The organism is Hymenobacter ruber, from assembly GCF_054783255.1.
The window spans coordinates 283382-296866 of the sequence record NZ_BAAGQX010000004.1 but is presented as its reverse complement, the minus strand read 5'-3'; the positions used below and the strand labels follow the sequence as shown (position 1 = coordinate 296866).

Sequence of the window (13485 nt, the reverse complement as noted above, 5' to 3'; positions counted from 1 at the left end):
GATGTTATGATGGAAACAGAACGGCGCTATTTGGTTTTCCTGGCGCGACGGTAGATATAGGCAATGTCGCTTCGTTGCTCGCGCACATTTACGGTGTCCAGCGGGGCCATCATGCCAGCAGCACTCACCCAATCGTAAACCAGCTGCTGGCTGGCGTCCCAATGGTAATGGTGGTTGCCTTTGCTGATAATGCTTTTTTCGGCGGCATTCGGCATTTTATCGGTCCCCGGAGAGAATAACAACCGATTATCGGAATGCCGCTTTTCGGTTTTCAGCAAGACCCAATCCGGGTTTTTACTGTTTGGCACCGGTAGCAGCTGGGCATTGGCCGCAAGACCTGACAACAGGAATAAGCATAGCAAACCGCTTTTCATACTAGCTGAGTTTTGATGTAGCCGATAGGACGCAAACCAACGTTGGAAGTTGTTCTGCGCTAATGCTCTTCAACGAAAAACCGTCATGAGTAGAAGCACGTCATGCTGAGCGGAGCCGAAGCATCTCTATCGCGCAACTAATTAATTTTAGTATTGCGGTAGAGATGCTTCGGCTCCGCTCAGCATGACGGTCCAACCTCTACATCAGCCAGTTGCTACCGGCCGGGCCTAGAAGAAACCGAGTTTCTGCTGGCTGTAGCTGATGAGCATGTTCTTGTTCTGGCGGTAGTGGCTCAGCATCATCTTGTGGTTTTCGCGGCCGAAACCGGAGGCTTTGTAGCCGCCGAAGGGCGCGCCGGCGGGGTAGTCGTGGTAGCAGTTCACCCACACGCGGCCGGCCTGGATAGCGCGGGGCACTTCGTACAGCTCGTGCGCGTCGCGGGTCCACACGCCGGCCCCGAGGCCGTAGAGCGTGTCGTTGGCAATTTCGATGGCTTCTTCCATGGTTTTGAAGGTGGTCACGGACACCACCGGGCCGAAGATTTCCTCCTGGAAAATGCGCATCTTGTTGTGGCCCCGGAACATGGTGGGCTGGATGTAGTAGCCATCGGCCAGTTCGGGGTGCTCCTGCGAATGGGCTTCACCGCCCACCAGCACTTCGGCTCCTTCTGCCTTGCCGATTTCGAGGTAGCTCAGGATTTTCTCGAACTGGTCGTTCGAGGCCTGGGCACCCATCATCGTGTTCATATCGAGCGGATTGCCGAGCTTGATAGCTTTCACGCGCTCAATGACGCGAGCAATAAACTCGTCGTAGATGTCTTCGTGCACGAGCATCCGCGAGGGGCAGGTGCAGATTTCGCCCTGATTCAGGGCAAACATCACGGCCCCTTCAATGGCCTTGTCGAGGAAGTCGTCATCGGCATCCAGCACGCTCTTGAAGAAGATGTTGGGCGACTTGCCGCCCAGCTCCATCGTCACCGGAATCAGGTTTTCCGAAGCGTATTGCATGATGAGGCGGCCGGTGGTCGTCTCGCCCGTGAAGCTGGCCTTCTGAATGCGCGGCGACGAGGCCAGCGGCTTGCCGGCTTCGAGGCCGAAGCCGTTCACCACGTTAATCACGCCGGCGGGCACCAGGTCCTGAATTAACTCCATGAGCACCATGATGCTGGCGGGAGTTTGCTCGGCGGGCTTCATCACCACGGTGCAGCCGGCCGCGATGGCGGGCGCCAGCTTCCAGGTGGCCATCAGCAGCGGGAAGTTCCAGGGAATAATTTGGCCAATCACGCCCAGCGGCTCCTGAATGTTGAGCGACAGCGTGGTGCTGTTCAGCTCGGTAGCGCCGCCTTCCTCGGCCCGAATCACGCTGGCGAAGTAGCGGAAGTGGTCCACCACCAGCGGCATGTCGGCGTAGGTCGTTTCGCGGATGGGCTTGCCGTTCTCGACGCATTCCACGGCGGCGAGATGGGGCAGGTTTTCCTCGATGCGGTTGGCAATTTTGTTGAGGATGTTGCTGCGCTCGGTGGCCGAGGTTTTGCCCCAGGTTTTGAAGGCTTCGTGGGCGGCATCAAGGGCCAGCTCAATATCTTCCTTGGTGCTGCGGGCCACTTTGGTGAAGGCCTTGCCGTCAATCGGCGAGGGGTTTTCAAAATACTGGCCCTTCACCGGGGCCACCCATTTGCCGCCGATAAAGTTGTCGTAGTGCGATTTGAACTGGGGGCGGGCCACCACGGTGGTGGTTTCTTCGAGGGTTTCAGCCATGGCTTTGTTGGGATGGGAATTAGGTGAAATAGAGATGTTGTAAAGGTCCCTTTTTCCCGGGCCGCCGGGTTGTGGTATTATCGCAAAGAGTGCTAAAATTGTCGCAACTTGCCAGGCTTGCTCCATGTTGGGAGTGGGTACTCCCTCACCTCATCTGTCTGCGCCATGTCCACTCGCGTCCATTTGCCCGCCGCCGTTGCCCCGCTTGCATTGGAACGCCTGCATTCCCTGGTCGAAAACCGGACGGTTTACAACTTGGAAGGCTTCGAGTTGAACGTGTTTGAGACGCACCGCGCTGCCCATCGCGTGCCCCTGCGCCTCGACGGCCTGGCCCTGACCACCATGCTGCGCGGCAAAAAGGTGATGCACCTGCCCGGCCGCGAGGCGTTCGACTACCTCCCCGGCGAGTCGGTGGTGGTAGACAAGGACGAGCTGATGGAAATCGACTTCCCCGACGCCTGCCTATGCCAGCCCACGCAATGCCTGGCCGTGGCCATCGCGCCCGATACCATTCGCCACACCGTGGATTTATTGAACGAGCGGTACCCCAAAGCCGAACCGCAGCAGCCCTGGGCCATCGAAGGCCCCGAGTACGCCCACCTCACCAACACCCCTGAGCTCACCGACACGCTGGGCCGCTTGGTGGCCGTATCGCGCGCTTCAGATATCAATAAAGACGTGCTGGCCGGCTTCACGCTCCAGGAATTACTAGTGCGCCTGATGCAGACGCAGGCCCGGCAGCTTATTTTCCACGACTACGCCCGGCACCTCACCACGCACCGTTTCGCGGCGGTGGTGGGCTACATCAAGGACCATCTTTCGGAGAATCTGACCATTGACAAGCTGAGCGCGCTGGCCTGCATGAGCAAGGCCACATTCTTCCGCGTGTTCAAACGCGAGTTTGGCATTACGCCGGTCGAGTACATCATCCGGGAGCGGCTGGGCGAGGCCAAGCGCCTGCTGCGCCACCCGCTGGCCAGCGTGGCAGAAGTGTGTATGCGGGCCGGATTTAATAATCTGTCGTACTTCCAGGCGCTGTTCAAAAAGTACGAGGGCGTGACGCCAGGGGCGTATAAACGAGATGTAGCGCGGACTTTGTAGTCCGCGAGTGAGCAAAACTGAACACTCGCGGACTACAAAGTCCGCGCTACAACTTAAAACACCACGCTGTACGGCGCATCGGCCAGGCCGCGAATGTCTTCGTGCAAATCCACACCCAGGATTTCGTGGACGTTGGCCCGGATGCGATTTGACATTTGCGTCAAGGGCAAATCATTACTGTCTTTGCCGAAGGGGTCTTCAATTTCGTCGCCAATCATTTCCACGCCCAGCAGCGCGTAGGCCCCAAACATGGTGATGGGCACCGTGAGCCACTCGTAGGTATCGAGCAGGTTGAAGGGCATGGTGAGGATGAACACCGTGACGAAACCCTTGATGAAATAGCTGTAGGAAAAGGGAATGGGCGTGTTTTTGATGCGCTCGCAGCCGCCGGCTACGTCGAGAAGCGCCTCGTGGTGGCGCTGGATGGTGATGAGGTGCGTGGGTAGAATAACCTCTTCGCGCAGCAGTTGCTCATAGAATTCCTGCAGCATGGCTGACAGACGGGAAGGCACGTGGCGGATGGTTTGCAAGTGGTCGATGAAACCGGGTTCGACGGGTTCGAGCTTCTCGAACCGGACGCCATTGCGTAGGTGGCCATCCAGGGCAATGGGGAAGTTGGAAAGCAGCCGGGCGAGGTAGGTGCGGGTGGCGTAGTCGTCGGCCGGCAAGCGGGCGTGGAGCAGGGCGGCCAGGTTGCGGCAGTTGTTGGTGAGCTGGCCCCAGAGGCGGCGGCCTTCGTAGAATCGGTCGTAGGCGGTGTTAGTGCGGAAGGCCAGCAATAAGCTGAGCAGGATGCCCAGAAACGAGAAAAATTCCTTGTCAACGGCCACGTTCATGCGCTCGAAGCGGATGACGAGGGCCGTGACCAAGGTGGCGTAGAGGCCCACGAAAAGCACCCGTTTCAGTAGCAGGCGGATGATGCCCGAGGAGCGCAGGTGGCGCAGGGCCTCCCACCAGTCGGTTGATTTATAGACAATCATGAGCAAAATAGAAGCGGCTTGGTGACGCCCCGACGCCGCCAAATTACGCTTCGGAATATTGGATGGCCGTCACTTCTACCGTTTCCTCCTGCGGCCCCAGCTTCAGCGGTACCTGCTGTTTCAGCCTGGCACCCAGCACGGCCCGGGCAATGGGTGCCACGAAGGCCACTTTGCCCCGCGATATATCGGCTTCGTCGACGCCAACAATCGTGAACTTGCGCTCCAAACCCACTTTACTGCCGTGTACCGTGCGCAGCGTAACCGTGGCCCCAAAACGTACCTCTTTGGGCGGCTGGCCTGCGGGGTCCACCACTTTGGCGCTGCCGAGGCGCTCCAGTAGCAGGGCAATGCGGCCGTTGTAGAGGGAGAGCCGGTGGGTGCGGTCGGTGTCGTTGTCGTGGTTGGCCTCAGCCTGGGCGCGCTCAGCTTCGAGGGTGGCCAGCTCGGCGCGGAGCAGCTCCAGGCCGGCGGGTGTGACGTAGTTGGTCGTGCCTGGCGGCAGGGCCGCCCGGGGCGGAATAATGGGTGGCGTCTGCGCGTCGTCTTCCTTGGTAAATCCTCGGCTCATGTGGGAGCAAACGCAGGTACTGCGGGCAGGTTGCGGGTGTCCGACGCAACCATCGGCGCCGCAAAGCGGTTACCCTACGCTATTTCGCTGCTACCCTGTCCCGATTCGTTCGCGCTATTTAATGTCAGAATTGCTTGTTGATACCGCTGATTCGGCGGTTACTTCTCCCCTACCCACCCGCCGGCTCGATGGCGCGCTCGTCTGGCTCATGGCCCTCACCTGCGGGCTGGTGGTGGCTAATATCTACTACAACCAGCCGCTGCTGGCCGCCATCGGCCGCACCTTTCACCTGAGCGACAGCAGTGCCAGCCTGGTAGCCACAGCCACGCAGGTGGGTTACACGCTGGGCATGCTGTTTGTGGTGCCGCTGGGCGATATGCTGGAGCGCAAGCGCCTGATGCTGCTGATGCTGCTGGGTGCGGCGGCCTGCCTGGGGCTGGCGGCGTTTGCGCCCAGCTTTGCGCTGCTGGCGGGGGCCAGCATCCTGTTGGGCATTTGCTCGGCGGTGCCGCAACTGCTGCTGCCCATGGCCGCGCACCTGGCTCCGGAGGCCGACCGGGGCCGCATCGTGGGCCGCATCATGAGCGGCTTGCTGATTGGCATTTTGGCCTCGCGCACCGTGAGCGGCTACGTGGGCGCGCACTTGGGCTGGCGGGCCATGTTCGAAATCGCGGCCGGGCTGATGCTAGCGCTGCTGGGCCTGCTGGCCTGGCGCCTGCCGCAGGACCGGCCTAATTTCAGCGGCTCCTACGGCTCCCTCATGAAGTCGCTGCTGACCCTCACGGCTACGCTGCCGGCCCTGCGCCGCTCGGCATTGGTGGGCGGGCTGTTGTTTGCAGCCTTCAGCGTGTTCTGGACCACGCTGGCGTTTTTTCTGGAAGGTCCGGCTTACCATTACGGTAGTGATGTGGCCGGTTTTTTCGGAGTGATTGGGGCCGTGGGCGCGCTGGCCGCGCCGCTGGCCGGCAAGGCTGCTGATACGCGCGGGCCGGACTTTGCCATTGGTGTGGGCATTCTGCTGGCGCTGGCTTCCTACTTATTTATGGGCCTCACCGGCTACCACCTGGCCGGGCTGGTGCTGGGCGTGATTCTGCTGGATGTGGGCGTGCAATCGGCCCACATCTCCAACCAAACCAAGATTTTTTCGCTGGTCCCCGAGGCCCGCAGCCGCCTCAACACCGTGTACATGACCGGGTATTTCACAGGCGGCTCCCTCGGCTCGGTGGCCGGCGGGCTGGCGTGGGTGCACGGCGGCTGGCCCGGCGTGTGCGTGCTGGGGGCAGCATTCGCCGGCACGGCATATCTGGTGAGCCGATTCTACGGACGGCCTTAACGCATTATTCGGCCGCTTCCAGCCGCTCCAAACACACTTTCAGGCTCTCGCGCCAGTGCGGAATGGCCACGCCCAGCTGGGTTTTGATTTTGGTTTTGTCCATCACCGAAAACGGCGGGCGCGTAGCCTTGGTGGGGTATTCGCTGGTGCGAATAGGCGTGGTTTTCACCGAAATCGCGCTCAACTCGAAGATGGCCGTGGCGAAGTCGTACCACGAAGTCAGGCCCTCGTTGCTGTAGTGGTAGAGGCCGTAGGCGGAGCTGCCGCTTTCAATGATATCGAGGATGACGCCGGCCAGGTCGATGGCGTAGGTGGGCGTGCCAACCTGGTCCCAGATGACGCGCAACTCGTCGCGCTCGCGGCCCAGCTTGCGCATGGTTTTCACAAAGTTGCCAGCATATTCCGAGTACAGCCAGCTGGTGCGTAGCGTAAAATACTTCTCGGTGAGGCCCGGAATCACCTGCTCGCCTTCGAGCTTGGTGAGGCCGTAGATGCCCAGCGGCGCGGTTTCGTCGGTTTCGAGCAGCGGCTCGTTGCCCGCGCCGGCAAACACAAAATCGGTTGAAATCTGGATAAGCACGCTGCCGTGTTCGGCACAGAGGCGGGCCAGGTTTTCCACCCCGTCGCGGTTGATTTTGCGGGCCAGGTCCACGTCATCTTCCGCCTTGTCCACAGCCGTATAGGCGGCGCAATTGATGACGTGAGTAGGCTGATGCGCGGCAAAAAGGGCAGCCAGCGCGGCCGGGTCGAGAATATTGCCCTCAGCCTCGGACAGAAACACCAGGCCCGGCGTGTTCCGCTCCTGAGCCACGTGCGCCAGGCATTGCCCCAATTGCCCGAGGGCCCCGAAAACCAAAATCTTACCCATAAACTGTCCGGCTTAATGCTCTTATTCGAGCCGCAAGTTAGCTTAGCCGGGCGGGCGCTTGTTGTTGATGGGCACGAAACGCTGCTCGCGGGGCTGCTTTTCGCTGAGGTATTTCCAGTAGCGCAGCGGCATGTGGCGGCGGTGCAGCTTCAGGTTTTTGCGCTCGGGAATGTTGACGTGGTCGAAATACGTCTGCCAGAGGTGCCTGAACAGCGGCTCCCGCTCATCAAGCACGGTGGCCGAAATATCGGTAGCATTGCGGCCCTTCGGGTTTTCGAACTGCACGATGTCGGTGCGCGTGAGGTCGTAGTACAGCCCGTAATGGCGGCGGCGGTCGTAAATCAGCCAGCGCTGGTCGGCGTAGCGCTTGGTGAAGTGCGCGGCAATGAGCGGCAGCACGTCCATATCCGGCTCGATGGTGGCGTGGAAAAGCTCGTCGCCGGTTTTTTCGAAGCGCACGAAGGCCTCCATGCGGTGCTTTTCGCGGAACATCATCTGGGCCAGGCGCTGCACGCGGCGCACGTCGGCGTTGGCGTAGTTCTCCGAAATGTCCACGGGCGAGCGCAGCGCCAAATCCACGTAGCGGAAAATCAACAACTCCCGGTCGGCATCCTCGCTGAGAAACACGTGGTAAAGGCGGGCGCGGGCCTCGTTATCCATCGTTTTCAGGAGCCCTTCCCACACGCGGGCAGCCTGCGCTTCGTCGGTTGCGCGGTGGGCGGGCTGGGAAAAAAGGCCACTTTGGGCCGTGGCTTCGGGCTGAATGCTATTGGGGGCGGCTCGCCAGTCGTACACCGTGAAGACCACCGTGAGCAGGCCCTCAAACGTGCCGTCGTAGGTATAGTCCAACGGCGGGGCGGTGAGCGCGGGGGCACCCGGCCGGCGCGGGGCGGCAGGGGCAATGGCGGTGAATGGGCGGCGAACGGGTTTCAATAGGGAGTAGCTTGATGAAATGTAGCGCGGACTCTGTAGTCCGCGTCCCTGCGCCGTTAGAGCCGTTCGGCTATCGTTCGGGGACGCGAACTAAAAGTTCGCGCTACAACCTTACGCCGCTTGCTGGCGCTGCTCGTTTTGGCGGCCGGCTTCGTAGCGGGCGCGGGCATCGCTGTGCAGCTGGCGCACCAGTGGCATCAGCTCGCTGAGGCGGCAGCAGCACGAGAGGCGGTCAACTTTATCGGAAGATGCGGTGACGGGCCGGACGGTGTTTTCGGGCTGGCGATGAATGACTTTCATGACAGAAAAGAGGATGTCGTGCTGCACACCGCCCAATTGGCCGGGGTGCAGCTGCGTGGTGGAAGTAAGAGGGTTGAAATCAGCTTGCATGGCAGAATCAGGAGGCTTGGGCGAACAAATCGAGTTGCTGGGTGACAAGGGCCGAACGCACCGAGCCAGCGCCGAACAGAATCTGGCGGCGCACCTGCTGCTCGCTCAGCTCGCCGATGATGGGCTGGTGTTCGCCCTGGCAGGTGAGGAAGTATTTGGCGCGCTTGAGCACCACGCCCAGCTGGCGGAGGGTTTCCATGTTGAGCGTGGTAAAGCGGCGGGCGGCCACAATGCGCTTGGCCGAGCGCGCGCCCACGCCGGGAATGCGCAGTATCATTTCGTAATCGGCCACGTTCACGTCGATGGGGAAAACGTGGCGGTTGCGCAGGGCCCAGGCCAGCTTCGGGTCGATTTCGAGGTCGAGGTGCGGGTGCGCGGGGTCGAGTATTTCGTCGGCCTGGAAGCCATAGAAGCGCATCAGCCAGTCGGTCTGGTACAGGCGGTGCTCGCGGATGACGGGCGGCTGCGTCACCTGCGGCAGACGGGCGTCGTCGGTCACGGGGATGTAGCCGGAGTAGTATACGCGCTTCAGGCCGTAGCCCTGGTAAAGGCTGTCGGTCAGCTTGATGATTTGCAGGTCGGTTTCGGCGCTGGCACCCACGATGAGCTGGGTGCTTTGGCCAGCAGTGGCAAAGCCGGGCACTTTCTTGAACAAGGCCTTCTCCTCCTTATTCTGGATGATGCCGTCCCGAATCTGGGCCATCGGGGTCAGGATTTCCTGGTAGTTTTTCTCCGGGGCCAGCGTAGTGAGGGCCAGCTCCGAGGGCAACTCGATGTTCACACTGAGACGGTCGGCATACAAACCAGCTTCCTGAATCAGCTCCTCGCTCGCCCCGGGGATGGTTTTGACGTGGATGTAGCCATTGAACCGGTGCTCGGTGCGCAGCTTTTTCACGATGCGCACCAGGCGCTCCATCGTGTAGTCGGGGCTGCTGAAAATGCCGGAGCTCAAAAACAGACCCTCGATGTAGTTGCGGCGGTAAAAGTTGATGGTGAGGTCCACAACTTCCTCCACGGTGAAGGCGGCGCGCTTCACGTCGTTGCTCCGGCGCGAGACGCAGTAGGCGCAGTCGAAAATGCAGTGGTTGGTGAGCAGGATTTTCAGCAGGCTCACGCAGCGGCCGTCCTCGGTATAGCTGTGGCAAATGCCCATGCCCTCGGCGTTGCCGAGGCCTTTGCTTTCGTTTTTGCGCTTGCCGCCGCTGCTGCTGCACGACGCATCGTACTTGGCCGCATCGGCTAATATGCTTAGTTTCTCCTGAATGCGTTCGTTCATGCGGCGGGACGTTGCTTTCGGCCTTAAAATTAATAATCAGCGCCCAATTGAGCACTATCGTTTAAGCTAATTTTTTTGGGAATAGTTTCTTTTTTCGGGAAAAACACCTGGCTATTATTTCGCAACGACTTAGTAAAACCGCTGCGAAATACTACTGGTGAGCAAGCAAGGCACCAATGCCGCGGCTCCTTTTTGTAATTTGCGGCGTTGCGTCCCCAAATGAGCTTTCGCGGTCTGGTTCTGCTTGTGTTTTTGCTGCTGGGCCTGCTGGCCCGGCCGGCGCGCGCGCAGACGTTTGACCCGCGCTCGGCCGTGCCGCCCGACTCGCTGAAAGCCAAGCTGGAGATACTTCCCCAGCGCCCCGACTCCCTGCGCCAGCGCTTCGACGAGCAGCGGCTGCTGAACCGGCTGCAGGCCTACTCGCGCCGCAAAACCATTGCCGGCCGGGCGGCGTCGGCCTTGTTCAATTTCACGCGGCGGCAGGAGGAGCAGGCCGGGCTCGATGCCGTGCTGCTGGACCGGCAGTTCGACCGGCACAACTTCAAAATCGTGCGGCACATCAACATCCGCACACTCGACGCCTTCGGCTACAACCTGTCCGATTCAACCCGGGTGCCGCGCACGGCCATTGAAAAAGCGGGTAATGCGCTGCATATCAAAACGTCGCGTTCGCGTATTCGGCAGGTGCTGCTGTTCCGGCCCGGTCAGCCGCTGGAGCCCCAGGCCCTGGCCGAATCGGAACGCCTGCTGCGTCAGACGCCCGAAATCCTGGATGCCCGTGTGCTGGTGAACGAGCGCACCACCACCCGCGACAGCGTGGATATTGAGGTGCTGACCAAGGACGTGTTCAGCATCACGGCGGGCGTGGAGGTGGGCACGCCCACGTCGGGCGTCATCACGGCCGGCGACGACAATTTCCTGGGCCAGGGCCACCAACTGGCCAACTCCTACCGCTACGGCCGCGAGCTGCCCCAATCCTGGGCCTACGAAGGCAGCTACACGGCTCCGTTTCGGCATTTTTTGTATGCCCAGGCCCGCTACCGCAACGAATATAACTACCGCTCAGGAGGGGTGTCGCTCACCCGCGACTTCTATTCGCCCAGCACGCGTTACGCCGGGGCCATCAACCTGAACGCCTACGACCAGAACATTCCCTTGCAGGCCCCACCCGAGGGGCAGCCATATGTGTTTTACCCCTTGCGCTACCTGGTGCAGGATGCCTGGGTGGGCCGCGCCCTGCGCCTGCGCTCCTACGACCTGGGCTACGAGAATCCGGGCCGCATCATTGTGGCAGCCCGGGTCATCAACACCAATTATACGGCCACGCCGCAGCCCACCGACATTCCGCCGCCGGCCTACCACAACGGCGCGCTGCTGTTGGGCACGGTGGGTTATTCGGTGCGCCGCTATTATAAGGCCCGGTACCTGTTCGGCTTTGGCCGCACCGAGGACGTGCCCACGGGCACGCTGCTCAGCTTCACGGCGGGCTATGAGTTGAACAGTGTGCTGCCGCGCCGCTATTTTGATGTTCGCATTGCGGCGGCCAGCTTCAGCGCCAACAGCGGCTACCTCTACGGAGCCGTTGATTTTGGCTCATTCCAGACCGTCAACCAGCCCCGCGTATGGCAACAGGGCCTGCTGGGCACCGAGCTCACGGCCTTCACCAAGCTCTACCACGCGGGCAACTGGCAGTACCGGCACTTTCTCAGCAGCCGGGGCACCATCGGGCTGAACCGCAACCCCGGCGATATCCTCCAGGGCATCACCAACGACCGGGGCCTGCGCGGGTTTTCGCCGGGGCAGCCCATCATTGCCACCAGCCGCTTCGTGGTCAACTACGAAACCACGCTCTTTACTCCGCTCTCACTGCTGGGGTTCCGGCTGGCGGGCATCGCCTTTGCCGATGCCGCCTGGGTGAGCGACCAGCCCCGGGGCGGCACGCCCTTCGGCGGCTCGCCCTACACGGCCTTTGGGCTGGGCCTGCGCTTCCGCAATGAGTTCACGGCCCTGCGCACGTTCCAGCTGCTCATCGGCTATTACCCGCGCGGGCTGGCCACGCCCAATGGCATCAAAATGTTTGAGTCGACCCGCGAAACGGTGACGTTCAACGATTTCGGCCTCGGGGCCCCTGGCACAGCCCCGTTTCAATAAAGTAAATTGGTAGCGGTATGACTGAGTGAAAGCAACTCACTACGCCGCTCAGTCATACCGCTACTCAGTCGCTCAATTGCCCGAATTGAAGGAAATGGGCACGGTGCAGGCCGTGCGCACGGGCTGGCCGTTGGAGCGGCCGGGCTCCCAGGGCGGCATCAGCCACACCAGGCGCAGGGCCTCGTCGTTGAGGCCGGAGCCGGGGCCACTCACCACGTGGGCATCCTGCACTTTCCCCTGGGCACTGAGAATAAAATTGACAAGCACCCGGCCCGATATGCGCCGTTGCAAGGCCTGCTGCGGGTAGCGGATGTTCTTGCTGAGGTAGGCCATAAAGGCTTTGTCGCCGCCCGTAAACTGCGGGCGTACCTCCGGGTTGATGAATACCGAATCGGGCTTGATGGCGGCCTGGGCCATCGGGCTGGCAGGGGCAGCCGGGTTGGGGCCGGTTTGGGCCAGGCTCTGGCCGGTAGCCAGCAGGCCCAGCAGACCAACACCTAACAGGAAGCGTAGAGGATTTATCACGTCGCGAGGGAATAAGGAGTAGATGATAAACGCAAGGCCAGAAAGTCTAGCAACAGCCTAAGCTACGAAAGTTTTACGGAATTGGCTTTTCTAAATAAAATAAATGCGCTGTCAAGTGCAGAAAACTATTTAGAAAAGGTACTATCGGCCAATCCCATATTCAGCGAAGCTAGCGCAATAGCGGTTTGAGCGGATATTCCTATGACACAAAAATATTATCCATTTGCATTTTTTTATAACACCTTAATTATTGTTAGCAATTATTTAATTTAACTATTCTAATAACGATTCGAACAACTGAAGTGAGTAGTAGAAAATCAGCTATGTTTGTAATCGTAAATCGACGATAAACAAAAACATTGTATGGCTACTCACAAGCGGGCCGAATTCACCGAAGCAGAGCAACGACTGGCGGTCATAGCAAAGGCGCTAGGGCATCCGGCGCGGGTGGCCATTGTGCGGCTGCTGGCCCAGCGCCGGGCCTGCGTGTGCGGCGAACTGGTGCTGGAACTGCCACTGTCGCAAAGCACCGTGTCGCAGCACCTCAAGGAGCTGAAAGCGGCCGGGCTGGTGCAGGGCGAAGTAGATGGCCCCCGCGTGTGCTACTGCCTCGACCCGGCCGGCTGGGCCGTGGCCCGGCAGCTACTCGGCGATTTGCTGACGGAAATGCCCACTCCTGGGACTGCCACTCCCGGCTGCTGCTGAGCTGATTAATGCCCTCCCCTCCTTCCAGAATCACTTTTAACCAAGCAATACCATGAAAATCTCCGAGATGAAAGAAGTGCTGAACGGGCTGAGCGCCGTGAGCTTCCGGCTGCCCGATGGCACGCAACTGCCGGCCCATTTCCATGTGACGGAGGTGGGACTGGTGAGCAAGCATTTTATCGACTGCGGCGGCGTGGAGCGGCGCGAAACGGTGGCCAACTTCCAGCTCTGGGAGGCCGGCGACTACGACCACCGGCTGGCCCCGCAGAAATTCCTGCACATCCTGCAATTGTCGGAGAAAATCCTGGGGCGCGAGGATTTGGACATTGAGGTGGAGTACCAGCAGGCCACCATCGGCAAGTTCGGGCTGGCCTTTGATGGCACTGATTTCCTGCTCACGGCCAAGCACACGGCCTGCCTGGCGCAGGATGCCTGCGGCATTCCGGCCGACCAGCAGTTTGCCCTGCCCCAGCTGCAAGTGGCGGGCTGCGCGCCGGGCAGCGGGTGCTGCTAGATGACTATA

The 13485-nt window shown here is 60.6% G+C and carries 14 protein-coding genes; 5 read left to right on the top strand and 9 right to left on the bottom strand.

Going from position 1 to position 13485, the window contains the following annotated elements; translation table 11 throughout:
* Positions 1–26 precede the first annotated feature (26 nt).
* Together ACYVM5_RS11800 and ACYVM5_RS11795 are read right to left on the bottom strand one after the other, a co-directional pair.
* The gene (locus ACYVM5_RS11800) at positions 27–374 is read right to left on the bottom strand and encodes a hypothetical protein (RefSeq protein ID WP_460618309.1); all 348 of its coding nucleotides are present in this window, start codon (positions 372–374) and stop codon (positions 27–29) included.
* A 228-nt stretch (positions 375–602) separates the two neighbouring features.
* Entirely contained in the window at positions 603–2132 is a 1530-nt protein-coding gene (locus ACYVM5_RS11795) for an aldehyde dehydrogenase family protein (protein ID WP_460618308.1), read from the bottom strand.
* A 165-nt stretch (positions 2133–2297) separates the two neighbouring features.
* Between ACYVM5_RS11795 and ACYVM5_RS11790 the strand changes: the two genes are divergently transcribed.
* Positions 2298–3233, top strand: coding sequence for a helix-turn-helix transcriptional regulator (locus tag ACYVM5_RS11790; RefSeq protein WP_460618307.1), 936 nt, complete (start codon positions 2298–2300; stop codon positions 3231–3233).
* 53 nt (positions 3234–3286) lie between these two features.
* On the opposite strand, the gene ACYVM5_RS11785 is transcribed toward ACYVM5_RS11790, so the two are convergent.
* On the bottom strand, positions 3287–4213 hold the full coding sequence (locus ACYVM5_RS11785) for a bestrophin family protein (protein WP_460618306.1): 927 nt from the start codon (positions 4211–4213) through the stop codon (positions 3287–3289).
* 43 nt (positions 4214–4256) lie between these two features.
* Positions 4257–4781, bottom strand: coding sequence for a GreA/GreB family elongation factor (locus ACYVM5_RS11780; RefSeq protein WP_460618305.1), 525 nt, complete (start codon positions 4779–4781; stop codon positions 4257–4259).
* Positions 4782–4902: 121 nt separating this feature from the next.
* Between ACYVM5_RS11780 and ACYVM5_RS11775 the strand changes: the two genes are divergently transcribed.
* Positions 4903–6114, top strand: a complete 1212-nt coding sequence (locus ACYVM5_RS11775) for an MFS transporter (protein ID WP_460618304.1) — start codon at positions 4903–4905, stop codon at positions 6112–6114.
* Between the two features lie 4 nt (positions 6115–6118).
* Here ACYVM5_RS11775 and rfbD read toward each other — a convergent pair whose 3' ends face one another.
* The 4 genes from rfbD to ACYVM5_RS11755 form a co-directional block, all read right to left on the bottom strand.
* A complete protein-coding gene (rfbD, locus tag ACYVM5_RS11770; protein ID WP_460618303.1) occupies positions 6119–6982 on the bottom strand; it encodes an SDR family oxidoreductase in 864 nt (287 codons plus the stop codon).
* Positions 6983–7024: 42 nt separating this feature from the next.
* The gene (locus ACYVM5_RS11765; RefSeq protein WP_460618302.1) at positions 7025–7915 is read right to left on the bottom strand and encodes a TIGR03915 family putative DNA repair protein; all 891 of its coding nucleotides are present in this window, start codon (positions 7913–7915) and stop codon (positions 7025–7027) included.
* 111 nt (positions 7916–8026) lie between these two features.
* On the bottom strand, positions 8027–8305 hold the full coding sequence (locus tag ACYVM5_RS11760; protein WP_460618301.1) for a hypothetical protein: 279 nt from the start codon (positions 8303–8305) through the stop codon (positions 8027–8029).
* 7 nt (positions 8306–8312) lie between these two features.
* Positions 8313–9581: a putative DNA modification/repair radical SAM protein gene (locus ACYVM5_RS11755; protein WP_460618300.1), complete on the bottom strand. Its 1269-nt coding sequence runs from the start codon at positions 9579–9581 to the stop codon at positions 8313–8315.
* A gap of 219 nt (positions 9582–9800) precedes the next feature.
* Between ACYVM5_RS11755 and ACYVM5_RS11750 the strand changes: the two genes are divergently transcribed.
* A complete protein-coding gene (locus tag ACYVM5_RS11750) occupies positions 9801–11732 on the top strand; it encodes a BamA/TamA family outer membrane protein (RefSeq protein ID WP_460618299.1) in 1932 nt (643 codons plus the stop codon).
* 72 nt (positions 11733–11804) lie between these two features.
* Here the strand turns inward: ACYVM5_RS11750 and ACYVM5_RS11745 are convergent, their stop codons facing one another.
* Positions 11805–12257, bottom strand: coding sequence for an energy transducer TonB (locus ACYVM5_RS11745; RefSeq protein WP_460618298.1), 453 nt, complete (start codon positions 12255–12257; stop codon positions 11805–11807).
* A gap of 363 nt (positions 12258–12620) precedes the next feature.
* Here ACYVM5_RS11745 and ACYVM5_RS11740 point away from each other — a divergent pair, with 363 nt between their 5' ends.
* A complete protein-coding gene (locus ACYVM5_RS11740) occupies positions 12621–12962 on the top strand; it encodes an ArsR/SmtB family transcription factor (protein ID WP_460618297.1) in 342 nt (113 codons plus the stop codon).
* A gap of 52 nt (positions 12963–13014) precedes the next feature.
* Positions 13015–13476 (top strand): DUF6428 family protein, encoded by a 462-nt coding sequence (locus ACYVM5_RS11735; RefSeq protein ID WP_460618296.1) that lies wholly within the window; start codon positions 13015–13017, stop codon positions 13474–13476.
* The last annotated feature ends 9 nt before the right edge of the window (positions 13477–13485 follow it).

Excerpts from the sequence above, each read along its gene's own strand:
- ACYVM5_RS11800 (WP_460618309.1), bottom strand. The coding sequence starts at position 374 with ATGAAAAGCGGTTTGCTATGCTTATTCCTGTTGTCAGGTCTTGCGGCC.
- ACYVM5_RS11795 (WP_460618308.1), bottom strand. The coding sequence starts at position 2,132 with ATGGCTGAAACCCTCGAAGAAACCACCACCGTGGTGGCCCGCCCCCAG.
- ACYVM5_RS11790 (WP_460618307.1), top strand. The coding sequence starts at position 2,298 with ATGTCCACTCGCGTCCATTTGCCCGCCGCCGTTGCCCCGCTTGCATTG.
- ACYVM5_RS11785 (WP_460618306.1), bottom strand. The coding sequence starts at position 4,213 with ATGATTGTCTATAAATCAACCGACTGGTGGGAGGCCCTGCGCCACCTG.
- ACYVM5_RS11780 (WP_460618305.1), bottom strand. The coding sequence starts at position 4,781 with ATGAGCCGAGGATTTACCAAGGAAGACGACGCGCAGACGCCACCCATT.
- ACYVM5_RS11775 (WP_460618304.1), top strand. The coding sequence starts at position 4,903 with ATGTCAGAATTGCTTGTTGATACCGCTGATTCGGCGGTTACTTCTCCC.
- rfbD (WP_460618303.1), bottom strand. The coding sequence starts at position 6,982 with ATGGGTAAGATTTTGGTTTTCGGGGCCCTCGGGCAATTGGGGCAATGC.
- ACYVM5_RS11760 (WP_460618301.1), bottom strand. The coding sequence starts at position 8,305 with ATGCAAGCTGATTTCAACCCTCTTACTTCCACCACGCAGCTGCACCCC.
- ACYVM5_RS11755 (WP_460618300.1), bottom strand. The coding sequence starts at position 9,581 with ATGAACGAACGCATTCAGGAGAAACTAAGCATATTAGCCGATGCGGCC.
- ACYVM5_RS11750 (WP_460618299.1), top strand. The coding sequence starts at position 9,801 with ATGAGCTTTCGCGGTCTGGTTCTGCTTGTGTTTTTGCTGCTGGGCCTG.
- ACYVM5_RS11740 (WP_460618297.1), top strand. The coding sequence starts at position 12,621 with ATGGCTACTCACAAGCGGGCCGAATTCACCGAAGCAGAGCAACGACTG.
- ACYVM5_RS11735 (WP_460618296.1), top strand. The coding sequence starts at position 13,015 with ATGAAAATCTCCGAGATGAAAGAAGTGCTGAACGGGCTGAGCGCCGTG.